This window comes from Nannocystis punicea, assembly GCF_026965555.1.
In the GTDB taxonomy this organism is placed as follows: Bacteria; Myxococcota_A; Polyangia; order Nannocystales; family Nannocystaceae; genus Nannocystis; species Nannocystis punicea.
The window spans coordinates 11,327,122-11,349,738 of sequence record NZ_CP114040.1; the positions used below are offsets into that span (position 1 = coordinate 11,327,122).

The following is a 22,617-nucleotide window of genomic DNA, read 5'->3' on the forward strand; positions in this document are numbered from 1 at the left end:
GTCTAAGCGCTAAGCGAGGCAAAAGCCCAGGACTTCGGGCCTTGCGGCTCGTGAGCCAGCGAGATCGCGAAGCGGCAAAAAGTACTCGAGAACGGATGTGAGCCAGGGCTCACCGGGGCGCGAAAATGCCCCATTACAAACGCGATATGTGCACGACGCGCAGGGGGCTTCCCCCCTGGCGCCGTACACGCCGGAGCAGCTTGGGCGGCGGGCCCTGAGATCACTTGATCTCGACCTCAGCGCCGGCCTCCTTGAGCTGCTTGGCCATCTCCTCGGCCTCGGCCTTGGAGATGCCTTCCTTGATGTTGGCCGGGGCGCCCTCGACCAGATCCTTGGCCTCCTTGAGACCGAGGGCCGGGTTGAGCACGCGGACGGCCTTGATGACGTTGATCTTCTTGTCGCCGAAGCCCTTGAGCACGACCGTGAACTCGGTCTGCTCTTCCTTCTTCTCGGCCGCGGGCGCAGCGCCACCCTGGGCGGGGCCAGCAGCGGCGACCGGCGCGGCGGCCGAGACGCCCCACTTGGTCTCGAGCTCCTTGACCAGGTTGGCGATCTCGATGACCGGAAGGTTGCTCAGGTAGTTGATGACTTGGTCGCGGGTGATGTCGGTCATGACGAATTCCTCGAAGTCTGTCGGTACAAACGGTGACGGGTTGATGAGGGACGAGCGCCGGCCTCAGGAGGCAGCGGCGAGCTGGTCCTTGCGGGCATTCAGGAGGTAGAGGAAGCTCTGCGGGGCGGCGTTCAGCACGCGGACGAAGCTGGTCGCCGGCGTGTTGAGCAGGGCCAGGAACTGCGCCTTGAGCTCGCGCGGCCCGGGCATGTCGGCCAGCTGGCTGACACCGGCGGTGTCGAGCGTCTTGCCGTCGATGATGCCGCCCTTGACCTTGAAGTTCTTGGCGTCCTTGGCGAAGTCACGCGCCACGCGAGCCGCTGCACCCGGGTCCTCCGGCGAGAACGCGATGCCGGTCATGCCCTTCAGCAGGGCGGTGGCCGGCTCGTGCTTCGTCCCGGTCACCGCGTAGTGGATGACCGAGTTCTTGTAGACCTGGTAGCGGCAGTTGGCGTCGCGGAACTTGTTGCGGACGTCGCTGGCCTCGGCCACGGTGATCCCGGTGTAGTCGACCAGGACGAACGCGGACACGCCGCTCAGTTCCTCGCGGAGCTTCGCCGATTGTTCGTGTTTGCTCAGGGTGGGCATCTCTGGCTCGTCTCCTCGGCCCTCCGGGTGGAGGACCGCCGAGATGGAGGGACGGACGACCCGTCCCGCTTCCTCTCGTCGCTCGCTCCACTCTCGGCAGGCCGCTCTCGCGTTTACGGTCGGTAGGCCGACCACCTGCTGTCTTCGAGTGCGTGCGCCCTCGCGGGCGGCTGATTCACGTCACTTCTGCGACAGACTTGGTGAACTCCTTGATGAAACCTGGGGCGGATCGGCCTAGCGCTCGAGGAGCGCGGCGACCTCGTTGGTGTCGAGGCGGACCGACGGGCCCATCGTCGACGACAGCGCGATGCTCTTGAAGTACTTGCCCTTGGCCGTCGACGGCTTGAGGCGCTGCAGCGTCTCGAGCAGCGAGAGGATGTTCTCCCGCAGCTTGTCGGGCCCGAACGACACCTTGCCCACGGGCGCGTGGACGATGCCGGTCTTCTCGGTGCGGAACTCGATGCGGCCGGCCTTGATCTCGCGGACCGCCCTGGCCACGTCCATGGTCACGGTGCCGACCTTGGGGTTGGGCATCAAGTTGCGCGGGCCGAGCACGCGGCCGAGGCGACCGACGAGACCCATCATGTCGGGCGTGGCGATCGCGCTGTCGAACTCGAGCCAGTTCTCCTTGAGCACGCGGTCGACCAGGTCCTCGGCGCCGACGAAATCAGCGCCCGCCTCGCGCGCCTCGTTGGCCCGCTCGCCCTTGGCGAACACGACCACGCGCAGCGACTTGCCGGTGCCGTGCGGCAGGGCGCACGAGGAGCGGATCATCTGGTCGGCGTGCTTGGGGTTGACGCCCAGGCGAGCGGCGACGTCGACCGTCTCGTCGAACTTGGTGAACTTCAGCTTCGGCAGCAGTTCGACCGCTTCGGCGAGGGTGTAGCGCTTGTCGCGGTCGACCAGCTTGCGGGTCGCCTCGTACTTCTTGCCCATTGTCTCGTGCCCTTTCCGGGGTCCCAGCGGCCTTTACGGCCTCCCCCGGGGTTGTCCCGGCCCGCCGCGGGCCGGGGCTCCTGCCCGCATGTCTTCAGGGACAGGAAGGAAATTCTCGCCGCGCCGGGCTCAGGCCTCGACGACGTCGATGCCCATCGAGCGCGCGGTGCCGGCGATCGAGCGCGCAGCGGCGTCGATCGAGGCGGCGTTCATGTCCTTGAACTTGTACTCGGCGATCTCGCGGACTTCCGTGGTCGTCAGCTTGCCGATCTTCTGCCGGTTCGGGACGCCCGAGCCGCCCTCGACCTTGGGGTTGGCCGCCTGCACCTTCTTCAACAACAAGATCGACGCCGGCGGGGTCTTGGTGATGAAGGTGAACGAGCGGTCCGAGTAGACGGTGATGACCACCGGAATCACGAGGCCCTGGTCCTTCGCCGTGCGGGCGTTGAACTGCTTGCAGAACTCCATGATGTTGACGCCCTTGGAGCCGAGCGCAGGGCCGATCGGCGGCGCGGGGTTCGCCAGTCCGGCCTTGATCTGGAGCTTGACGTACGCGGTTACCTTCTTCATGGCAGTGCTTCGTGACGAAAAGGGTGGGTCGGTCGGGTGGAGCGGTGCCGCTGGCGCCGCCCTTCAGGGACCGTGAGCTTGACGCCGCTCACTGGGCGGGACAGGCGTGCTGGCTTGTCGCAGATCCGCCGGCGTTACACAACCGGCTCGACCTCGGAAAAGTCGACCTCGACGCGCGTCGGGCGGCCGAACAGCGACACCGACAGCCAGATCTTCTGCTTGTCGTTGTTGATCTCCTCCACCTCACCGGTGAAGTTGGCGAACGCGCCGCTGCGGACTCGAACCTGCTGGCCGACCGAATACGTGATGTTCGGCACGACCTTCTCGACGGGCGCCTGCTCGTCCGGCGGCGCCTGGCCGAGCATACGGTTCATCTCGGCCTTGCGAACCGGCTTGGGGTTCTGGCCGCCGAGGAAGCCGGTCACCTTCGGGGTGTTCTGGACCAGGTGCCAGCTCGCCTTGGTCAGGTCCATGCTGATGAAGATGTAGCCGGGCAGAAGCTTGTTGGTCTTCTGGACGGTCTTCTTGCCGCTCCGGGTGGTCACCTTCTCCGAGGGGATCAAGATCTCCCCGAACTGCTCCTCGAGACCGGCGTTCTTGATCCGGTCCTCCAGGGCCTTCTTTACCGAGTTCTCGTAGCCCGAGAAGGTGTTGACGACGTACCACTCCATGAGAATTTGTGCCCCGATCCGTCAGAGAGCGTAGAGCCAGTCCGTCACGTTGGACCAGAACAGGTCCATCATCGCCAGGATGACGGAGCAGACGAGCGTGAGGACGACGACCACGATGGTGGCGACCCGCGTCTCCGCCTTGGTCGGCCACGTCACCTGCGAAACCTCGACAGCGACCTCGCTCACGAACGTGAACCAGCGCTTGTTCCGCCAGGCGATGAGCGCGCAAATCAAGGCGGTGCCAGTGCCGATCGCCGAGGCTACGTTCGGCGCCGGGCGGCCGAGCTCCCGCGGCCAGTACGACCACAGCAACGCCCACATGTCCTCGGTGAGGTTGCTCAGGACGTACGCGAGCAGCAGAAAGCCGAGGAAAAACGCTGCGTGGGCCCATCGACTGGGGTCGAACTCACGGGCAACAACGAGCTTTCGTTTGCGCGGCGGGGTCGTCATGGCAGGGGCTCAGAGTGTCCGAAGATCGGCCATCTCTGACAGGAAGCAGGGGGTGGGGGACTCGAACCCTCGGCCTGCGGATTTGGAGTCCGCTGCTCTACCAACTGAGCTAACCCCCTGTAAGAACCCACTCTCTTACTTGGTCTCCTTGTGATCCGCGTGCTTCCGGCAGTGGCGGCAGAACTTCTTGAGGACGATCTTCTCGGGCGTCGTCCGCTTGTTCTTGGTCGTGGAGTAATTGCGCCGCTTGCAGGACTGGCACTCGAGCTGAATGATGATGCGGTTGCCGGCAGCCATGGGAGCCTCGGGCGAAGGGGTCCGGTTCTAGCAAGACCCGTTCCGGTTGACAAGTTCGAGCCCGGAAGCTGACGGAAGCCAGCAGACCGGGGAGTTAGGGCAAACAAGGCGGGGGTCACGCCCCCCGCCTCGTGGATTCCCGAGGTCCTACTCGAGGATCTTGGTGACGACGCCGGCGCCGACAGTCTTGCCACCCTCGCGGATGGCGAACTTCAGCCCCTCTTCGCAGGCGATCGTGCTGTGCAGCTCGACGGTGATCTCGATGTTGTCACCGGGCATCACCATCTCGACACCCTCGGGCAGCGTCACCGAGCCCGTCACGTCCGTCGTGCGGAAGTAGAACTGCGGCCGGTAGCCCTTGAAGAACGGCGTGTGACGGCCGCCCTCCTCCTTCTTCAGGACGTACACCGTCGCCTTGAACTTCTTGTGCGGCGTGATCGTGCCCGGCTTGCACAGCACCTGGCCGCGCTCCACGCCCTCGCGGTCGATGCCGCGGATCAGCAGGCCGACGTTGTCGCCCGCCTGGCCCTGGTCGAGCAGCTTGCGGAACATCTCCACGCCGGTGACCGTGGTCTTCTGCGTGTCGCGCAGACCGACGATCTGAACTTCGTCGCCGACCTTGATGATGCCGCGCTCCACGCGACCCGTCGTGACCGTGCCGCGGCCAGAGATCGTGAACACGTCCTCGACCGGCATCAGGAACGGCTTGTCCAGCTCGCGCACCGGCTGCGGGATGAACGAGTCGCACGCGTCCATCAGCTCCCAGATGCACTTCGCGTCCGGGTGATCCCACGACGGCGCGTTCAGGGCCTTCAGCGCGCTGCCGCGGGTGATCGGAACGTTGTCCCCGTCGAACTGGTACTTCGACAGCAGCTCACGCAGCTCGACCTCGACCAGCTCCAGCATCTCCTCGTCGCCGGCGCCGATCATGTCGCACTTGTTCAGGAACACCACGATCGCCGGGATGCCCACCTGACGGCCGAGCAGGATGTGCTCACGCGTCTGCGGCATCGGACCATCCGGCGCCGACACGACGAGGATCGCCCCGTCCATCTGCGCCGCGCCCGTGATCATGTTCTTGATGTAGTCCGCGTGCCCGGGGCAGTCCACGTGCGCGTAGTGACGCGCGTTCGACTCGTACTCCACGTGCGCCGTCGAGATCGTGATGCCGCGCGCCCGCTCCTCGGGCGCCTTGTCGATCATGTCGTAGCCCTTGAACTCCGCCTGTCCCTTCAGGCTCAGCACCTTCGTGATCGCCGCCGTCAGCGTCGTCTTCCCGTGGTCCACATGGCCGATCGTGCCGATGTTCACGTGGGGCTTGTTCCGTACGAATGTTTCCTTCGCCATGGCTGTGCTTCTCTGGGGGTGACGGGTTCAGTCGTCGAGAGGGATTCTCTGGAGCCCATGAGCGGATTCGAACCGCTGACCTCATCCTTACCAAGGATGTGCTCTACCAACTGAGCTACATGGGCGTGAAGTTGTCCGGAACCGGGAGGCCAGGAGGGCCGAAGCGGATGCGCAGGTCGCGCAGAGAGCGGGAGACGAGGGTCGAACTCGCGACATTCAGCTTGGAAGGCTGACGCTCTACCAACTGAGCTACTCCCGCGGTAGGCAGTGGATGGGGAAGGATTCGAACCTTCGAAGCGCGGTGCGCGGCAGATTTACAGTCTGCTCCCTTTGGCCGACTCGGGCACCCATCCTCGTGGTGTGGAACGATCGCTGCGTGCGTGGCCCCGGAGGCCGTTCGGTGTGGTGAGCTGGCGATGGGACTCGAACCCGCAGCCGCCTGATTACAAATCAGGTGCTCTACCAATTGAGCTACGCCAGCGTGTGGTGAGAATTCCCTCCGGGGTCTTCGTGGCGGTCGTGCCGCCGGTCAAGTGTTAGGGCTTCAGGCTAACGAAAAGCGTCGGGCCCGGTGAGGGTCCGAAAGTGGACGCGGTGTATAGCCGCGGATCTGGGAGGGTGTCAAGCCATGGCGGGCGCGCGTACGCCCGGGTGCAAGTCGGCCCGGCGGGCGGCCGATTCTCGCCAGAACGCGGCGAGAAGCGGCCTTGCGAGCGTCAGAGCGGCGTCAGCTCCGGCACGAACAGCTTGCGATCGACCGGACTCGGCTCGCCTTGGGCGGAGGCGATCTCCCCGGCCGCGATTTCGGGGCGGGCCTCGGGCGCCAGCGGCGGGTGCGGCTTGCCGAGAGTCGTATCACCTGCGAGCAGCACCGCCTGCAGCTCGCTCAGCTTGGCCTCGGTCTGGGCCGTGAACTCGCTCTCGTAGCCGAGCCGCCGGGCGGTCGCCAGGTTCTTCTCGAACACCCAGATCGCCTTGTTGACCACCGGCCTCAGCTGGCTCTTGAGCTCCTCGTAGTAGACCTGGCGCTGCTTGTCGTCGAGCCACTCCGGCACCGGGGCGTGCATCATGGCGTCGTAGAACTCCTCGAACAGGCTGCCCAGCTGGTAGCCCGCCGCCGAGACCCAAAACATGTGCTTGGCCTTGATGGTCTCGTTGTAGGCGTCCTGGGCCTTCTCCAGCAGGGCGAACTTGCGGGCGAAGTCCTCGGTCATCTGCTTCTCGGGCAGGCGGATCGGCACGTCGCGGAAGCGCCGGTGCCACACCGCGGCCCGGTAGAAGCGGGCCAAGCCGACGAAGTAGTAGTTGCTGAAGCGCTCGCTGCCCGCCTCCTGCGAGGCGACGAAGACCTGGTCGGCCTGCTGCAGCAGCGGCTCGGCCTGGTCGAGCTGGCCGAGCTCGAAGTGAGCGTAGCCCTGGCGGGCCAGCGCCTCGACCCTGGCGCTGGGCAGGGTGGCGCGGGCGAAGGCCTCGGCGTAGCTGTCGGCCGAGGCCTTCCACTCGCCGAGCTCGGCGTAGCAGGCGCCGCGGCGGGCGAAGAGATCGCCGGGGCCGTCGCTGAAGCGGGCCAGGTAGGCGTCGTAGGCGCGGATCGCCGCGGCGCAGTCGCGCAGGAGCTCCTGGGCCCGCGCCAGGCCGAGGTAGGCCTGGCGCACGCCGGTCTCGTCGGGGTCGCCCCCGAGGTAGCCGGAGAACAGGGCCACGGCCCGGGCCGCGTCGCCGCCAGCGAGCGCGGCCTCGGCGTCGGGCAAGGTCGCCGGACCCGTGGGGGCCGCCGCGGCCGCCTCGCCGGGCTTCACGGTGACCGCAGCGTCCTCGGGGGTGACGGTGCCGGCGGGCTTGCCGGCGCAGGCGACGGGCGCGCCCGCGAGGACGACGAGCGCGAGCCGGACGAGCGAGCGGGACATCGGCGTGAGCATGGCACACGAGGCCGTGGACATCACGGCCAGATTGTGAGTTGTCGCGTCGGAGATCGCTCCGGCCGAGTTCGCGCGGGGACGCCGGCGCTCACTCGGAGAGCTTGGCGATCGTGTCGCGGGCGGTCAGCACGGCCTTCTGATAGCTGATGTCGGTCGTGCCCTTCTCGCCCTTCATGATGTCCTCGAGCACGTCGACGCACTTCTGGCAGCGCTTGCCCTGCATGATGCGCGAGGCCATGAGCGCCATCGTCACGCGGGCGTCGACCTCGCGGACCTTGTAGGCCTGGGCGATCGCCTCGGCCACGGCGGCGTCACCGGGCGCCAGGCGGGTCAGCTCCATCGCCGCGTTCTCGCGCGCGACCCAGCTGGCGTTGGTGTCCTTGAGGGTCTTGAGGTAGCAGTCCTTGTCGTTCTTGCAGGTCTCGAGGGTGGTGAGGGCCGGCTCCCACTGCTTGAGGCCCTCCGCGACCTTCGGGTCGGTGTTGGCGGCGAAGGCCTCGCGCACGGTGGCGACCTGGTCGGGGCCGGCGGCGAGGACGGCGAAGCGGCCGGCCTCGATGCGGATCGACAGCGGCGTCTTGTCGGTGGTCGGCAAGGTCTCCGGGTCGCTCTCGGCGGTCTTGAGGAAGTTGGTGAGGCACTTCACGGCCTCGTCGCCGCCGACGTAGCCGAGCGACTCGACCATCATGAACTGCTCCTCGAAGTGCACGCTGGCCTGCGTGCACGGGCAGATCGCGGCCGCGGCCTTGGGATCGCCGATCTGGCCGAGCGAGGTGACGATCGCGTTGCGCAGGTTCTCGTTGTCCGCCTTGTCCGGATCCTCTTCCTCCTCCTCGTCGGCCTTCTTCTTCTTGTCCTTCTTCTTCGGGTCCTCCTTGACCACCGGCTTGCAGGAATCCGCGGGGATGTTCTTGATCAGCGCGTCGACGGCCTGGGGGCTGCCGAGCGAGCCGAGCATCAGCGCGGCGGTGAAGCGGACCACCGGCACGGTGCTGCCGGCCTCGACGACCTTCTTGATGACGATGTCGTCTTCCTTGCCGGTGAGCAGCTCGACGAGGCGCGGGACGGCCGGCTCGCCGATGCTGTTGAGGGACAGCTTGACGCGGTTGCTGAGGTTCTTGCTGTCGGTCTGATCGTCGGGGATCGAGAAGTTGGCGATCACGAGCGGCTCGATGGCCGCAGGGTCGCGCAGGTTGCCGAGCGCCTCGGCGACGATGCGGTGGATCTGCGGCGGCCGCATCTCGGTCGGCTGCTGCAGCGCGGCGATCAGCGCCGGCGCGGCCTTCGGGTCCTTGAGGATCCCGAGCGTGCGCGCGAGCTCGCGGCGGATCTCACCCTCGGCCTTGCCCTTGTCCTTGCTCGGGTCCTTCGTCAGGCCCTCGAACAGGCCGAGCACCGCGTCGGTCGAGCCCTTGGCCTTGGCGCGCTGGATGCCCTGCAGCGCGATCAGCACGCGCTTGCGGCCCTCCTCCGAGCCGTCGAGGGTGCCGAGCGCCTTGCTCCACAGCGGCGCGGCCTCGGGCCGGCCGATGTCGCGGAGCATCTCGAGCATGTTCACCTGGTGCTCCGGCGACGAGTCCCACTGCTCCTCGAACACCGGGATCACCTTCTGCACGAACTCGTCGAGCCGCGGGCCGTTGTCCGGCGAGGTGATGACGGTCTTGACCAGGTCCTTCATCCCCGAGAAGCCGATGCCCTTGGCGCTGGCATTGCGGATGTTCTCGATGTGCGTCTCGAAGGCGTAAGGGTCGGGCTCCTTGCAACCAGTGGTCGTGAACACCGACAGGGCAAACAGGGAGGAGAGAAGGAGCTTGCGCATCAGGCCGACCTTTCAGAAGACGGGGCCGCTCGGGCCGAGGAGGAGGGAGAGACGGAGGATCGCGGCCCAATGGGGCCGGATACGGCCGCGCGGGCCATGACAGATTTGCGCCGATGTTACCAAAGGCGCGCGCGGGATGTTTGCCGCAGTTTCGTCGCGCGTCAAAAAACCCAGGCCCGACGGGGTGCGCGGGGTTCAGGCGCAGCCCGTCGGTTCAGCGCCCCGGGGCGCCCCGCGGCGGCGATCTCGTTGTCGCGGGCGGGTCGCCCGGGGAGCGCTCAGATGCGCTCGACCTTGTGCTTGCCGCGGGCCAAGACCCGCGGGCGCGCGACCTTCTTCGCTCGCTTGACGCTGTCGCCCCAGTCGGCCTCGTCGGCCTCGCTGTAATGCTCGCTCGCATGCTCCTCGAGGCGCGGGCGGGTCAGCGACGGCTTGGCGAGCACGCTCTCGCGTCGCGGGGCGGTCCGCTGCGGGGGCAGACGAACGCCGTTCTGGGTCGCGTACGTGGCGGCGGGCCGGGGCTGGGGCGGGCGCGCCTGGGCGGCGGCCTGCGACCACTGGCGGCCTTCGCGGCGGTCGCGGCTGGACTCGGCCTCGGCCTCGAGCTCGTCCTCGTCGGGCGGCTCCATGCTGACCTGGCCGCGGAAGGCGGCGCCGGGCGCGACGATCAGGCGGGGCGCCCGGAGATCGCCGACCACGCGGGCGCTGGCGGCGAGGACGATGCTGCCGGCGGCGGTCAGGTTGCCGACCACGGTGCCGGCGACGACCACGTCATCGGCGTGCACGTCGGCGGCGATGATGCCCTCGGGCTCGACGTAGAGCGTGGCGGAGAGGTGGATGCGGCCCTCGATCGTGCCGTGGACACGAATGTCCTCCTGGCCAGACAGGCGGCCGACGATGTGCGTGCCGGGGGCGACGACGGTGGTGGCCTCGTCGGGCGAGGATTGCGTGGATTCCGACTGCGACACCTTCATCCCCCCATGTCAACGTTGCCCTTGAACGAGGCGCCGTCGGCGATGAGGATCCGCGGGGCGCGGATGTCACCGACGACGGTGCTGCTCGGGCGCAGCTCGGCGCGCTCGCTGGCGGCGACGTCGCCGCGGAGCGTGCCCTGGACTGTGATCGACGCGGCGTCGACGGTGGCCTCGACGACGCCGCCGTCCTCGATGACGAGGGTGTCCCGGACCTGGATCCGGCCCTTGACGGTGCCCCGGACGACGAGGTGCTCTTCGCCGGTGATCTCGCCGTCGATGAGGATGCTGGAGCCGATGACGGTGCTGGACATGAATCGTGCCTGCGGTCGGGGAAGATGGAAAGTCAGCGAGGGCGCGGTTGCCGGAGGACGTTGCCGGGCAGCGGGACGTCCATCTCGACGGCGCCCTTGAACTGCGCGCCGTCGGCGATCTCGACGCGCGGCGCGCGGAGGTTGCCGACCACCCGGGCGCCCTCCCGGAGGGTGATACCCTCGGCAGCGACGACGTCACCCTCGACCTGGCCGTGGATCTCGACGCTGTCGGCCTCGATGTCGGCGGCGACCAGCGCCGGCCCGGCGATGAGGAGGTGCGCCGTCAAGGCGATGCTTCCCTCCACCCTGCCCTGCACCACGACGTCTTCCTCGCCGACGAGGGACCCGCGGACGGTGATCCGCGGGCCGATGACACAGGGAGCTTCGTGGACGGCAGATCCAGCCATGGCCTTTACGCCGGCGAAGAGTAACGGCGGGCCTGCGCCGCGGTCAAGCGCGGGTGACGGTCGGGCCCGGCGCCGCAGGACCTATAGGCCGTTCATCACGCGCCCGTGGGCTTCAATTCGCTGTCAAGTCTCGCCGAACGCCACGTACACTGATTCTCCGCCAGCCTTGGCCACGACCCGGAGCCTCCGTGAGCAGCACCCCTGAGACCCCCGCCTCCGCCGCGCCGCTGCAGCCCGAAGACCTCACGGGGTTCTTCCGCCGCGCCGAACGCCCCGACCGCCGCACCCACAAGATCGGCACGGAACACGAGAAGTTCGGCGTGTTCGTCGCCGACGGCGAGTACCGTCCGGTCGCGTACGAGGCCCACGTCCTGGCGGTCATGCAGGGCTTCATGGCCCGCTTCGGCTGGAAGCCGGGCGGCGAGCGCGGCAACGACGGGGCGCTCATCAGCCTCGAACGCGACGGCGCCTCGATCACCCTCGAGCCCGGCGGCCAGTTCGAGCTCAGCGGCAAACCCCTGGCGGACGTCCACCTGACCTGCCAGGAGTTCACGCAGCACCAGCGCGAGCTTCACGCGGTGTCGCAGGAGCTGGGGATCGCCTGGCTGGCCTCCGGCTTCCAACCGTTCGCCACCCGCGACGAGATCCACTGGATGCCCAAGCCGCGCTACGCGGTGATGCGGGCCTTCCTGCCGACCCGCGGCCAGCGCGGGCTCGACATGATGCTGCGCACGTGCACCGTGCAGGCCAACTTCGACTACGCGTCGGAGCAGCAGGCAGGGGCCAGGTTCCGCCTGGCGATGGGGGTGTCGGCGCTGACGACGGCGCTGTTCGCCAACTCCCCTTATAAGGAAGGCGAGGACCGCGGGTTCGCCTCGCTGCGCAGCGACAACTGGACCGACGTCGACGCCGCCCGCTGCGGGCTGCTGCCGTGGGCGTTCGAGGCGCCGTTCTCGTACCAGCGCTACGTCGACTGGGCGCTCGACGTGCCGATGTTCTTCATCCGGCGGCAGGGCCGCTACATCCCGCTGCACGTGCCGTTCCGCGAGTACATGGCGACCGGCTACGTCGACCCCGACGGCGTCCGCCACTCCGCGACGCAGGGCGACTGGGAGCTGCACCTGAGCACGCTGTTCCCGGAGATCCGCCTGAAGCCGTACCTCGAGGTCCGCGGCTGCGACTCGGTGCGCCAGAACATCCTCTGCGCGCTGCCGGCGCTGTGGAAGGGCCTGCTCTACGACGACGACGCGGGCGAGGCGGCCTGGGAGCTGGTCGCCGACCTCGACTTCGGCGAGCGCCTGGCCCTGTGGGCCGAGTGCCGCCAGGTCGCCCTCGCCTCGCCGCGCGTCCGCGAGCTGTGTCAGCGCCTGCTCGCCATCGCGCGCGACGGGCTCGAGCGCGCCGACATCCGCGACCATCGCGGCCGCACCGAGGCGTTCTTCCTCGACCCCCTGGAGGCCCTGGTCGCCGCCGGGACGTCGCCCGCCGACGTCGCCCGCGCCCAGCTCGGCCCCCGCCCCGGCCGCGACGTCGAGGCCCGCCGCGCCTTCGTCCGCGCGTTCCACTTCGCCGGCGCCGGGCTCGAAGACACCTGACCTGACGGGCATGTCCCTTCGGGCATGGCTCGAAGGGCATGCCCGGACGAACATGTGCGCGGGGACATGTCCCCGCGCCAGCCTCACTCGTCGTCGTCGCGCAGGTAGGACGGCAGGTCCTCGATCAGCTCGACGCGGCTCAGCTCCTGGATGTCGTCGTCCGGCGGCGGCGGCGGCTTGCGGGCGGGCGGCGGCGGCGGCTTGCGCGGCGTCGGCGGCTTGGGGCTGGGGCCCTTCGGGCTGGGGCCTTTCGGACCGACCGAGGCCGCGCCGGAGCCGGCGCGCGGCTTGGCGAGCGGGGCGCCGAGCTCGACGACCTTCTTCTTGGGGGTGCGGTGGCGCAGCACCGGCGCGCCGCTGTCGCCGTCGCTGTCGTCGATGGCCGGGAGGCCAGGCATCGGCGGGGTGTCGCGGGTGCGCACGGGCTCGGCGAGCGCCTCGTCGGCGTCGACGCTGGTGGCGCTCGTCGGCGGCGACAGGTCGAGCCCGTCGCCGTCGTCGTCGTCCAGCAGCGAACCACGCACGTCGTCCATCGACGGCCGACGCATTGGCGCCGCCCGGGTCGGCGGCGCCTCGTCGAGCACGCTCCGCACGTCGTCGATCGACGACCGCCGCACCGGCGCCGAACGGGTCGGCGGCGCCTCGTCGTCGTCCACCAGCACGCTCCGCACGTCGTCGATCGACGACCGCCGCACCGGCGCCGAACGGGTCGGCGCCGAACGGGTCGGCGGCGCCTCGTCGTCGTCCACCAGCACGCTCCGCACGTCGTCGATCGACGACCGACGCACCGGCGCCGAACGGGTCGGCGGCGCCTCGTCGTCGTCCACCAGCGCGCTCCGCACGTCCTCCATCGACGGCCGTCGCACCGGCGCACCGAGCCGGCGGGCATCCTCCACCGAGTTGCGACGCACCGGAGCGTCGACGCGGCGGACGTCGTCCCGCGCGGGGCGCATCGGCGGCGCGTCGTCGTCGTCGACCAGGACGCTGCGCACGTCGTTCAGCGACGCCCGCCGCCCCGGCGCCTCGACGCGCCGGACGTCGTCCATCGACGCCCGCCGCAGCGGCGCGTCCAGCAGGCCGCCACGGAACTCGTCGACGGGGCGACCGATCGGCGGGTGGTCGTCGAACAACGACGAGGCGTCGCTGGACACCGGGACTTCGTCGTCCTGCAGCGTCGGCAGCGGCAGGTCGTCGTCGTCGTCCTGGATCGGCATCCGGACGTCGTCGTCGTCGTCGATGAAGCCGGACGCGTGCGGGCTCGTGTGCGAGGACACCGTCGGCGAGTGCGCGAGGGGCGAGTCGAGGTCGGGCCCGGCGCCCCGATAGAAAAGATCGCTGATGCCCGAGCTCTCGCCGGGTTCCTCGTCGGGGATCCCCAGCACCAAGGCGGCCGACTCCTCGCTGCTGATCCCGAGCGCGGCGGCCAGCGGCAAGGTCGCCGAGAGGTCGGGCGGCGGCGACGAGGACGACGGCGGCGGGTAATCGACCTCGCGCTGGGCCGCCAGCGCGAAGCTCCGCGCCAGCGTCGGCCGCTCGTCGACGACCGGCTCCGGCTGGCGGACCGGGTACGGCCGGCTGAGCTTCAGGAGCGACTGGAAGCGGGCGAAGCCGCCGAGGCCGGAGTCGGGATCGTCGTCGATCACCGCGGGCGCCGGCGGCGGCTGCGAGGTGGTGGCGGCCGTGACGGCGCGGCGCAGGTCGGCCGGCAGCTCGTCGTCCAGCTCCTCGTCGAGCCCCTCGCGGACGTCGAAGGCGCTGTCGCGGCGGGTGATGAACGAGCTGTCCCGTGGGACATGTCCCGAACGACCGCCGAGGAGCTCGCCGAGCGTCGAGTCGGGATCGAGCCCCTGCAGCAAGACGCTGGCCCGCGCGCGGGCCCACGCGAGCAAGGCCGGCACGTCCTTGGCGGCGTAGCCCTCGCCCGCGAGCAGGTCATCAGGCTGCATGTGATTTCACGGTATCACAGCGAGCCGCGCCCGTGCGGCTCAGGCGAGCTGCGCGGCGAGGGCGCTGCCGGCCGCGTCGATGGCCGCGGGCAGGCCGGCCGCGTTGGGTCCTCCGGCCTGCGCGAGGTCGGGCCGGCCCCCGCCGCGCCCGCCGACATGTGTGGCCAGGGCGGCGATGAGGTTGCCCGCGTGGACCTTGCCGGCGAGATCCTTGGTGACCGCGACCAGCAGCGAGGCCTTGCCGTCCTTCTCTGCGCCGAGGACGATCACGCCGGAGCCGAGGCGGTCGCGCAGAGTATCGGCCGCCTCGCGCAGGGCCTTGGGATCGGCGACTGCGACGACCTTGGCGAGCAGCTTGACGCCGGCGACTTCGGCGACGGTGTCGCCGGAGCCGCCGCCGCCGACGGCCAGCTTGCGCTGCAATTCGGTGATCTCGCGCTCGCGCTTCTGCGCGCTGACCTGCAGGCGGCCGAGCTTGTCGAGGACGTCCCCGGGCCCGCTGGCGTGCAGCTCGCTGGCCGCGCGGTCGAGGATCTGCACCGTCTGCTGCAAGTGATGCAGCGCGTTCATGCCGGTGACGGCCTCGATGCGGCGCACGCCCTGGGCGATGCCGACCTCGCTGACGATGGCGAACAGGCCGATGTCGCCGGCGCGGTGGACGTGGGTGCCGCCGCACAGCTCGACGCTGTCCTGACCGATCCGGACCACGCGCACCTGCTCGCCGTACTTGGCCTCGAACAGGCCGATCGCGCCGGCGCTCTTGGCCTCGCCGGGGCTCATCTCGCGCGTGTCGGTGTCGGCGTTGGCCAGCGTCATCTCGTTGACGATGCGCTCGATCTGCTGCCGCTGCTCCGGCGTGATCGGCCGCGGGTGCGAGAAGTCGAAGCGCAGCCGGTCGGGCGCGACCAGCGAGCCCTTCTGCGCCACGTGGGTGCCGAGCACCGCGCGCAGGGCGTGGTGCAGCAGGTGCGTGGCGCTGTGGTTGCGGCGGATCGCGGCCCGCCGCGCGCCGTCGACGGTCAACGTGACGAGGCGGCCGACCTCGAGGGTGCCGTGCGTGACCTTGCCGCGGTGGATGTGCAGGTCGCCGGTCGGCTTGAGGGTGTCGCTGATCTCGACGCGCACGCCGTCGCCCTCGGCGATGCCGGTGTCACCGACCTGGCCGCCGCTCTCGCCGTAGAACGGGGTCGCGTCGGTGATGAACTCGACGTCGTCGCCCTCCTTCGCGGCGGTCTGCTCGACGCCGTTCACCGCCAGCGCGAGCACGTTGCCGCGGCCGCTGAGCTCGGCGTAGCCGGTGAAGGTCGCGGCCTTGGCGAACCGCTCCTTGAAGCGGAAGTAGAGGTTGTCGATCGCCTTGTCGCCGCCGCCGAGGTTGGCAGCCGCGGCGCCGGCCGCCTGGCGCGCCTGGACCTCCTGCTTGACCGCCTCCTCGTCGAGGGTGAGGCCCTTCTCGCGGCTCAGGATCCCGGTGAGGTCGATCGGCAGGCCGTAGGTGTCGTAGAGCTCGGCGGCGACGCCCTGCGGGAAGGCGGTCTCGCCGGCGGGCAGCTCGGAGACGGCGCCGTCGAACAGCCGCAGGCCGCGCTTCAGAGTGCGGCGGAAGCTCTCCTCTTCGCCGCGCACGACCTCGTCGATCGTGGCTGCCCTTTCGACCAGGTTGGGATAGGCCTCGCCGAACTCCTCGACGACCTTCTTGCACACCTCGTGGAAGAACAGGTGCTCGAGGCCGACCTTCTCGCCGAAGCGGATCGCCCGGCGCATGATCCGGCGCAGCACGTACGGCCGCGTGTCGCGGTCGGGGAACACGCCGTCGGCGATCAGGAAGGCGGTCGCGCGCGCATGGTCGGCGATGACGCGGAACGGCGCCTCGCCGGCCCCGAGGTCGTGCGCCGGCGCGCCGGCCAGGCGCTTGGCGAGGTCGACCAGCGGGGTCAGCAGCGAGGTGCGGTAGTTGCTGCCGACGCCCTCGATCACCGAGGCGAGCCGCTCGAGGCCGGCGCCGGTGTCGATGCTCGGCTTCGGCAGCGGCACGAGCCGACCGTCGTCGAACTTCTCGTACTGCATGAACACGAGGTTCCACAGCTCGGTGTAGCGGGTGTCCTCGTAGGCCGGGCCGCGACCGGCGACGCCGGCGTCCGGCGGGGCCTTGTCGCCGTGGAAGATGTGGATCTCCGAGCACGGCCCGCACGGCCCCGTCGGGCCCATGGCCCAGAAGTTCTCCTTGGCCGGGAAGCGGTAGATCCTGTCCTTCGGGACATACGAGGTCCACAGCTCGTAGGCCTCGTCGTCGGCCGGGGCCGACTCGCCTTCGCCGCTGAAGACGCTGACGACCAGGCGGTCGGCCGAGATGCCGAGATCCTCGGTCAGGAACTCCCAGCCCCAGCGGATCGCGTCCTGCTTGAAGTAGTCGCCGAACGAGAAGTTGCCGAGCATCTCGAACAGCGTGTGGTGCCGCTCGGTGAAGCCGACGTTGTCGAGGTCGTTGTGCTTGCCGCCGGCCCGCAGACACCGCTGCACGGTGACCGCCCGCTTGTACGGCCGCGGGTCGCGCCCGAGGAAGGTGTCCTTGAACTGCACCATCCCGGCGTTGGTGAACAGCAGCGTCGGATCGTTGGCCGGCACCAGCGACGACGACGGCACGACGGCGTGATCGCGGGCGGCGAAGTAGTTGAGGAATCGGCTGCGGATCTCGTGAGCGCGAATGGGCCGCTGCATGGGCGGGGGAGAATAATCGATCCGCGCGGCCACGAGCCCCCGCGCACCGAACCCCCCGCGCGTGCGATTTCGCGCGCACTTCGCGCACGAGGCCCGCACGCGTTCGCGCGCAGATCCGGCCCGCCGGCTGGCTCGGGCGGGACCGCGGGCGTATAATGAGGAGGCATGTCCCTCCGCGGAATCCTGGCCGGCATGGCGTCGATCCTCGAGATCCAGCCGCCCGAACCGCCCCGCCCGCGCCGCCCCGCCAAGCGCCGCCCCGCCAAGCGGCCCCTCAGCGACGCCGAGGCGATCGCCCGCGAGTTCGCGGCCATTCGTCGCGACCTCGCCGGCATCTACGAGAGCTACGCCGATCGCCTGCCGCCGCGCTAGGACGCGCGCGAAGTTGCGCACGAATTTCGGCGCGCTAGCCTCCGGCGCGTGAATTCAGACGAGCTCGTCGTCCCCGGAGAAAACGAACCTCGCCGCGCCCTCGACCGCGAGGTCTCGGCCGCCGGGCGCTCTTCGATCTCCATCCTCGCGATGTTGCAGCGCTCGAGCCCCCTGCCGTCGCCCGAGCAGCTCGCGGCCTATCCGCCGGAAGGCCGCGAGCTGATCTATCGCCTCGCTCAGGCCACCCAAACGCACCTGCATCGCGTCGAGCTCGAGCGGCTGGAGCTCCGTCGCGAGAAGCTGCGCGCCCGCGCGATCGATCGCGCCGCTCAGCGGCGACAGATCGCTCGCGGGCAGTACCTCGGCTTCGGCATCTGCGTGCTGTTCCTGGCCGCCAGCGCCGCCGTGGCGCTGCTGGCCACCAGCGGATGGGGCCAGCTCACCGCCAGCTTGCTCGGCGGGATCGGACTCTCCAGCCTGGTGTTCGCGTTCATCCGCGGGCAGCAGCCGCGGGCCTCGCGGCGCCTGCGACTGCGCGCCCCGGCGCGGGCGGCGACGCAGTCGAACTGAGCTTCCACTCGGCCGATCGACTCGAGGTCGTCGCGCGGCGGTGCTCGAGCACTCGCGATCGAGTGACTCGAACTCGCGCGAGCCTTCCGCGCTCAGTCGAACTGCAGCAGCTTGACCTTGAGGTAGCGGCCCTCGATGAAGGCCGGGGGGACCGGGAAGTCGGGCGGGAGGCCGCACTCGCCGACCAGGCGGGCGGCGCGACCGGCCGCGTGGACGCCCTCGCCGACGGCGAGCAGGAACTCCTCCTCGCCGAGGCGCACTGCGTTGCTGATCGCCAGCACGAGGCCGCCGGGGCCGACGACCCCGCTGACCGCCCGCATCAGCTCGCCGTAGTCCTTGAGCGCGCTGAAGGTGCTGCCCTTGACGTTGCTGAACGGGGGCGGGTCGACGATCACCAGGTCCCACACGCGGCCGCGCTGGCGGAACTTCTCGAGCAGCGCGAAGGCGTCGCCGGTGATCGCCTCGATCGCCTCGGGGTCCATCTTCGAGGCGCTGAGGTTCTGCCGGCAGCGCGCGTGGCTGCGGGCCGCGGCGTCGACGTGGGTCACCGAGCGCGCGCCGCCGCGGAGCGCCCGCAGACCGAACGCGCCGGTGAAGCTGAACAGGTTGCACACGCTGCGCTCGCGCGACCACGCCTCGAACAGGCGCCGGCCCTCGCGGAGGTCGAGGAACAGGCCGGGCGAGACCGGAGCTGTCACATCGACCAGGAACTTGAGGCCATCCTCGTCGACCTCGATCTCGGGCGGCGCCGGCTTGCCGGCGAGGTGGAACGCGGGCGGCCGGCGGTCGTCGGGAGTGACGCCGCGGATCCGGTCCTGCAGGTAGATGCCGGTCGGCTTGAGCTCTTGCTCGAGGATCGGCACCAGCGCGTCGAGGTAGGTCTCGGCGATCTTGGCGTACTTGTAGACGAGCAGGTGAGAGCCGAGGCGGTCGACGGCGAGGCCGGGGAAGCCGTCGGCCTCGCTGTGGATCAGGCGGCACGCCTCGGAGGGCACGCTGGTGCCGCGACGACGCACGGCGGCCCGCACCCGCGCGAGCATCTCGTCCTCGTTCCACTCGAACTCGGCGGCCAGGCTCACCATGCGCAAGGCGATCGCGCCCTCGGGCTCGTTCAGGCCGTGGCCGATCAGGTAGCCGTCCGGATCCATCACCGGGACCACGGCGCCCTCGGGCAGCGCGAGCGGCCGCTGGACGGCGTTGCGGAACACCCACGGGTGGCCGGCGCGCAGCAGACGGGCCACCTCGTGCGGCACCTTGATGTGCGGGCCGCGGACACCGGGCCGCGGGTGACCGCCTTGGGTGCGCCGCCGCGGCGCCGCGTCGCCACCGGCAGCGCCGCCGCCCCCGCCGCGTCGCTGTGGCCGCGAGGGTTCGGCGGGGCGAGTGGCGGGGCGAGTGCGCAGCGGACGGCCGTCGGTGGGTGGCATGGCGGCCGCGGAGAATAGGCGATAGCGCCGCGACGTGGCGAAAAATCAGGTCGACTGGCCATGGAGCCGGCGGCGCCGGTGCAGGCGGACAGCGGTCCGCTGCCCGGGACAGTGGCGCAAAGGACAGGCGCGAGGGGCCGCGAAAGTTTCCTCGCTTGGCGGGCCGGGCGGCGGGCTGTAGGCTTTTCCGCCCTGGCCGCGCCCGCCGGCGCCGGCCGAGCCCGCATGGCAGACCGACTCGGCGAACTACTGGTCCATCGCGACCTGATCTCGCTGCCGCAGCTCCAGCGGGCGCAGTCGGAGCAGCGCGCGTTCGGCAAGCGCCTGACGACCATCCTGCTCAAGCTCGGCTTCATCAGCGAGCGCCAGCTGGCCGGCTTCCTCGCCGAGCACTTCAAGGTCCCTTACTTCGACTTCGCCACCCACGAGATCGATCCGGCGGTCATCCGCACGGTCGACAAGTCGCTCGCGGTCCGCCACCTGGCGGTCCCGGTCCAGCGCGCCGGGTCCAAGCTCATCGTCGCGATGGCCGACCCGAACAACATGCTGGCGATCGACGACCTCAAGTTCCACACCAGCCTCAACATCGACGCGGTGGTCAGCCTCGAGCCGGCGATCGAGGCGGCGATCGCCCGCTACTACGACAAGGTCGAGCTGGCGGCCCCCTACGGCGAGGTCCTCGGCGGGCTCGGGCTCGAGCCGGCGGTCAGCCTGCCCGAGCGCGAGCGGCCGCCGCCGCAGCTGTCGGAGCCGGAGCAGTCGATGGCCGGGCGGCTGTGCGAGGCGATCCTCCGCAACGCGCTGGCGAAGGGCGCGTCCGACATCCACATCGAGCCGTACGAGAAGGGCATGCGGGTCCGCTACCGCATCGACGGCGCGCTGTACCACGAGATGGACCCGCCGCTCGGCTACGGCGCGTCGCTGATCGGCAAGTTCAAGCAGCAGGCCGGGCTCGACGTCGGCGACCGCCGCCAGCCGCTCGAGGGTCGCCTGCGCTTCAAGGCCGGCAAGGAGCGCGAGGTCGCGTTCCACGTCGTCACCTTGCCGACGGTGTTCGGCGAGGCGCTGCGCCTGCGCCTGCTCGACCGCGCCGCGCTGCCGGCCGACCTCGCGCGGCTCGGCATCGACGGCGAACCACTGCGACAGGTGCGAGCCGCCCTGCACCGCCCCCACGGCCTCGTGCTGGTGGCCGGCCTCGCGGGCGCCGGGCGCTCCACCACGCTGTGCACCGCGCTCGGCGAGCTCACCGCCGACAGCGTGCGGATCGCCACCGTCGAGGACCCGGTCGAGTACCACCTGCAGGGCGTCTCGCAGGTCCAGATCCACTCCGAGCTCGGCCCCGCCGCGGCCGTGCGCGCGGTGCTGCGGCAGGACCCCGACATCGTCATGGTCAGCGAGCTGCGCGACCTCGAGACCGCCGAGCTGTGCGCCAGAGCGGCGGCCGGCGGTCGACGCGTGCTCGCGGCCCTGCCCGCCGGCGACGCCGCGGGGGCGCTCGTCCACCTGATCTACCTCGGCGTCGAGCCGCACGTGATCGCCGCGGCGGCCTCGCTGGTGATCGCCCAGCGACTGGTCCGCAAGCTGTGTCCCGAGTGCGCCGAGCCGGACCCGAGCTGCAGCGTGCAGCGGCTGGTCGACGCCGGGGTGCCGCCGGCGCTCGCCCGGGACGGCTCGCCCCGGCGCGCGCGCGGCTGCAAGGCCTGTCACGGCGGCTTCCGCGGGCGCACCGCGATCTTCGAGGTCATGCCGATCGGCGAGTCGCTGCGCGAGCGGATCATGGACGGCGCCGGCGTGTCGGAGCTGCGGGCCGAGGCGGTGCGGCTCGGGATGCGACCGCTGCGGCTGGCCGGCCTGCTGCGCGTGGTCGACGGCACCACCTCGCTCGACGAGGTCCTGCGCGCGACCACCGAATGACCCGAGGGACAGGTATGCCGCTGTTCGTGTGGGAGGCTCGCACCAGCGCCGGGGAGATCCGCGGGGGCGAGCTGGCCGGCGCGGACGAGGTGCAGGTGATCGAGGCGCTGCGCCGCCGCGGCCTGCGAGTCACTCGCGTCGACCGCGGCTCCCGCCGCGGAGCGCCGCACCTCGCCGAGGCCCCGGCGCGGGCCCTGCTGCCGGCCCTGCGGCAATTCCTGACCTTGAGGACAGCCGGTGTCGGGGCCGCGGAGGCGCTCGAGCTCGGGGCCCGCAGCAGCCGCGGCGCGGTGGCGCGGGCGCTGCACGCCGCCCAGCTGGCGGTCGAGTCGGGCGCCGGCGTCGGCGAGGCGTTCGCCCAGCACCCGACCACCTTCGGCGCGCTGGCGGCCCGCGCCCTCGGGGAGGCCGACGCCCGCGGGTTGTTCGATCCAACTCTGGCCGCGCTGATCGAGCTGCTCGCGACCGCCGACGCGGCGCGGGCCGCCGTGCGCGCGGCGGCGGTGCGCGTGAGCGCGGCCGCGGCGGTGCTGCTCGCCGGCGGGTCGGCGCTGACGGCGGTGCTCGTCCCGGCCGTCGGCGGGCTCTATCGCCGCCTCGACCTCGTGCCGACCGGCGCTGCGGCGGACGTCCTGGCGGTCGCGCCGTGGCTGTCTCTCGGGACAGGTCTCGCCGCCGCCGCCGTGGCCGTCGCCGCGACGCTCCTCGCGGTCTTCCCGTCGCTGCGTTCGGGCGCCCTCGGCCTCGCCGCCGGGCTGGCCGAGACGCTGCGGCGCCTGGCGCTGGCCCGCTTCGCCCGCGCGCTCGCGCTGCTCGCCACCGCCGAGGCGCCGCGTCAGGTCGCGCTCGAGCTGGCGGGGTGGGAGGCGGGCGACCGCGAGCTGGCCGAGGCCGCCCAGCGGGCGCGGCTCGGCGTGGCCCAGGGCGGCGAGCTCGGGGCCGCGCTGGCCGAGGCGGGGTTGCCGGCCGGGTTCGCCCGCGCGGTCCAGGCCGCCGACCGCGGCGCCGACCTGGCCGCCACGCTGCGCCGGCTCGCCGGGCTCGAGGAGGACGCCGCCCTCGAGTGGCTGTCCCGGAAGACAGGCCGCTTGGTCGTCGTCTTTTATGCGGCGTTCGCGACGCTGGCCGTGACCGCCGCGCTGGCGCTGGCCGCCCCGCTCCTGCGATAGGTCT

At 70.6% G+C, this 22,617-nt stretch carries 21 protein-coding genes and 5 tRNA genes; 5 read left to right on the forward strand and 21 right to left on the reverse strand.

What is annotated here, in order from left to right; translation table 11 throughout:
* Positions 1-220: 220 nt before the first annotated feature.
* The 18 genes from rplL to O0S08_RS43520 form a co-directional block, all read right to left on the reverse strand.
* Positions 221-613, reverse strand: coding sequence for a 50S ribosomal protein L7/L12 (rplL, locus tag O0S08_RS43435; RefSeq protein WP_269035399.1), 393 nt, complete (start codon positions 611-613; stop codon positions 221-223).
* 63 nt (positions 614-676) lie between these two features.
* A complete protein-coding gene (gene rplJ, locus O0S08_RS43440; RefSeq protein ID WP_269035400.1) occupies positions 677-1,201 on the reverse strand; it encodes a 50S ribosomal protein L10 in 525 nt (174 codons plus the stop codon).
* Between the two features lie 234 nt (positions 1,202-1,435).
* Positions 1,436-2,137, reverse strand: a complete 702-nt coding sequence (rplA, locus tag O0S08_RS43445) for a 50S ribosomal protein L1 (protein WP_269035401.1) — start codon at positions 2,135-2,137, stop codon at positions 1,436-1,438.
* Positions 2,138-2,266: 129 nt separating this feature from the next.
* On the reverse strand, positions 2,267-2,707 hold the full coding sequence (rplK, locus tag O0S08_RS43450) for a 50S ribosomal protein L11 (protein ID WP_269035402.1): 441 nt from the start codon (positions 2,705-2,707) through the stop codon (positions 2,267-2,269).
* A 134-nt stretch (positions 2,708-2,841) separates the two neighbouring features.
* Positions 2,842-3,378 (reverse strand): transcription termination/antitermination protein NusG, encoded by a 537-nt coding sequence (gene nusG / locus O0S08_RS43455; RefSeq protein WP_224192981.1) that lies wholly within the window; start codon positions 3,376-3,378, stop codon positions 2,842-2,844.
* Positions 3,379-3,399: 21 nt separating this feature from the next.
* Positions 3,400-3,828, reverse strand: coding sequence for a preprotein translocase subunit SecE (gene secE, locus O0S08_RS43460; protein WP_269035403.1), 429 nt, complete (start codon positions 3,826-3,828; stop codon positions 3,400-3,402).
* 46 nt (positions 3,829-3,874) lie between these two features.
* A tRNA-Trp gene (locus O0S08_RS43465) sits at positions 3,875-3,947 on the reverse strand.
* Positions 3,948-3,963: 16 nt separating this feature from the next.
* The gene (gene rpmG / locus O0S08_RS43470; RefSeq protein ID WP_269035404.1) at positions 3,964-4,125 is read right to left on the reverse strand and encodes a 50S ribosomal protein L33; all 162 of its coding nucleotides are present in this window, start codon (positions 4,123-4,125) and stop codon (positions 3,964-3,966) included.
* A gap of 147 nt (positions 4,126-4,272) precedes the next feature.
* The gene (gene tuf, locus O0S08_RS43475) at positions 4,273-5,472 is read right to left on the reverse strand and encodes an elongation factor Tu (protein ID WP_267775467.1); all 1,200 of its coding nucleotides are present in this window, start codon (positions 5,470-5,472) and stop codon (positions 4,273-4,275) included.
* 49 nt (positions 5,473-5,521) lie between these two features.
* Positions 5,522-5,597 (reverse strand) — tRNA-Thr (locus O0S08_RS43480).
* A 61-nt stretch (positions 5,598-5,658) separates the two neighbouring features.
* Positions 5,659-5,731 (reverse strand) — tRNA-Gly (locus O0S08_RS43485).
* 9 nt (positions 5,732-5,740) lie between these two features.
* Positions 5,741-5,825: transfer RNA gene (locus O0S08_RS43490), tRNA-Tyr, on the reverse strand.
* A gap of 55 nt (positions 5,826-5,880) precedes the next feature.
* Positions 5,881-5,953, reverse strand: a tRNA-Thr gene (locus O0S08_RS43495).
* A 235-nt stretch (positions 5,954-6,188) separates the two neighbouring features.
* Positions 6,189-7,379 carry a tetratricopeptide repeat protein gene (locus O0S08_RS43500; protein ID WP_269035405.1) on the reverse strand — a complete coding sequence of 397 codons (1,191 nt, stop codon included), beginning with the start codon at positions 7,377-7,379 and terminating at the stop codon, positions 6,189-6,191.
* Positions 7,380-7,479: 100 nt separating this feature from the next.
* Positions 7,480-9,210 (reverse strand): HEAT repeat domain-containing protein, encoded by a 1,731-nt coding sequence (locus O0S08_RS43505; RefSeq protein ID WP_269035406.1) that lies wholly within the window; start codon positions 9,208-9,210, stop codon positions 7,480-7,482.
* 278 nt (positions 9,211-9,488) lie between these two features.
* Complete coding sequence (locus tag O0S08_RS43510; RefSeq protein ID WP_269035407.1) at positions 9,489-10,178, reverse strand: bactofilin family protein; 690 nt, start codon at positions 10,176-10,178, stop codon at positions 9,489-9,491.
* A 2-nt stretch (positions 10,179-10,180) separates the two neighbouring features.
* Complete coding sequence (locus O0S08_RS43515) at positions 10,181-10,495, reverse strand: bactofilin family protein (protein WP_096328205.1); 315 nt, start codon at positions 10,493-10,495, stop codon at positions 10,181-10,183.
* Positions 10,496-10,527: 32 nt separating this feature from the next.
* Entirely contained in the window at positions 10,528-10,902 is a 375-nt protein-coding gene (locus O0S08_RS43520) for a bactofilin family protein (protein WP_096328206.1), read from the reverse strand.
* A 188-nt stretch (positions 10,903-11,090) separates the two neighbouring features.
* On the opposite strand from O0S08_RS43520, the gene O0S08_RS43525 reads away from it, so the two are divergent.
* On the forward strand, positions 11,091-12,497 hold the full coding sequence (locus tag O0S08_RS43525; protein WP_269035408.1) for a glutamate--cysteine ligase: 1,407 nt from the start codon (positions 11,091-11,093) through the stop codon (positions 12,495-12,497).
* Positions 12,498-12,580: 83 nt separating this feature from the next.
* Here the strand turns inward: O0S08_RS43525 and O0S08_RS43530 are convergent, their stop codons facing one another.
* Positions 12,581-14,443: a hypothetical protein gene (locus tag O0S08_RS43530; protein ID WP_269035409.1), complete on the reverse strand. Its 1,863-nt coding sequence runs from the start codon at positions 14,441-14,443 to the stop codon at positions 12,581-12,583.
* 39 nt (positions 14,444-14,482) lie between these two features.
* On the reverse strand, positions 14,483-17,161 hold the full coding sequence (gene alaS, locus O0S08_RS43535; protein ID WP_269035410.1) for an alanine--tRNA ligase: 2,679 nt from the start codon (positions 17,159-17,161) through the stop codon (positions 14,483-14,485).
* 165 nt (positions 17,162-17,326) lie between these two features.
* Here alaS and O0S08_RS43540 point away from each other — a divergent pair, with 165 nt between their 5' ends.
* Both O0S08_RS43540 and O0S08_RS43545 read left to right on the forward strand, forming a co-directional pair.
* Positions 17,327-17,533, forward strand: coding sequence for a hypothetical protein (locus O0S08_RS43540; protein WP_269035411.1), 207 nt, complete (start codon positions 17,327-17,329; stop codon positions 17,531-17,533).
* Positions 17,534-17,581: 48 nt separating this feature from the next.
* Complete coding sequence (locus O0S08_RS43545) at positions 17,582-18,103, forward strand: hypothetical protein (protein WP_269035412.1); 522 nt, start codon at positions 17,582-17,584, stop codon at positions 18,101-18,103.
* Positions 18,104-18,195: 92 nt separating this feature from the next.
* On the opposite strand, the gene O0S08_RS43550 is transcribed toward O0S08_RS43545, so the two are convergent.
* Positions 18,196-19,530: a class I SAM-dependent rRNA methyltransferase gene (locus tag O0S08_RS43550; protein ID WP_371879521.1), complete on the reverse strand. Its 1,335-nt coding sequence runs from the start codon at positions 19,528-19,530 to the stop codon at positions 18,196-18,198.
* A gap of 225 nt (positions 19,531-19,755) precedes the next feature.
* Here O0S08_RS43550 and O0S08_RS43555 point away from each other — a divergent pair, with 225 nt between their 5' ends.
* On the forward strand, positions 19,756-21,444 hold the full coding sequence (locus tag O0S08_RS43555; RefSeq protein WP_269035414.1) for a GspE/PulE family protein: 1,689 nt from the start codon (positions 19,756-19,758) through the stop codon (positions 21,442-21,444).
* Between the two features lie 14 nt (positions 21,445-21,458).
* On the forward strand, positions 21,459-22,613 hold the full coding sequence (locus O0S08_RS43560) for a type II secretion system F family protein (protein ID WP_269035415.1): 1,155 nt from the start codon (positions 21,459-21,461) through the stop codon (positions 22,611-22,613).
* The last annotated feature ends 4 nt before the right edge of the window (positions 22,614-22,617 follow it).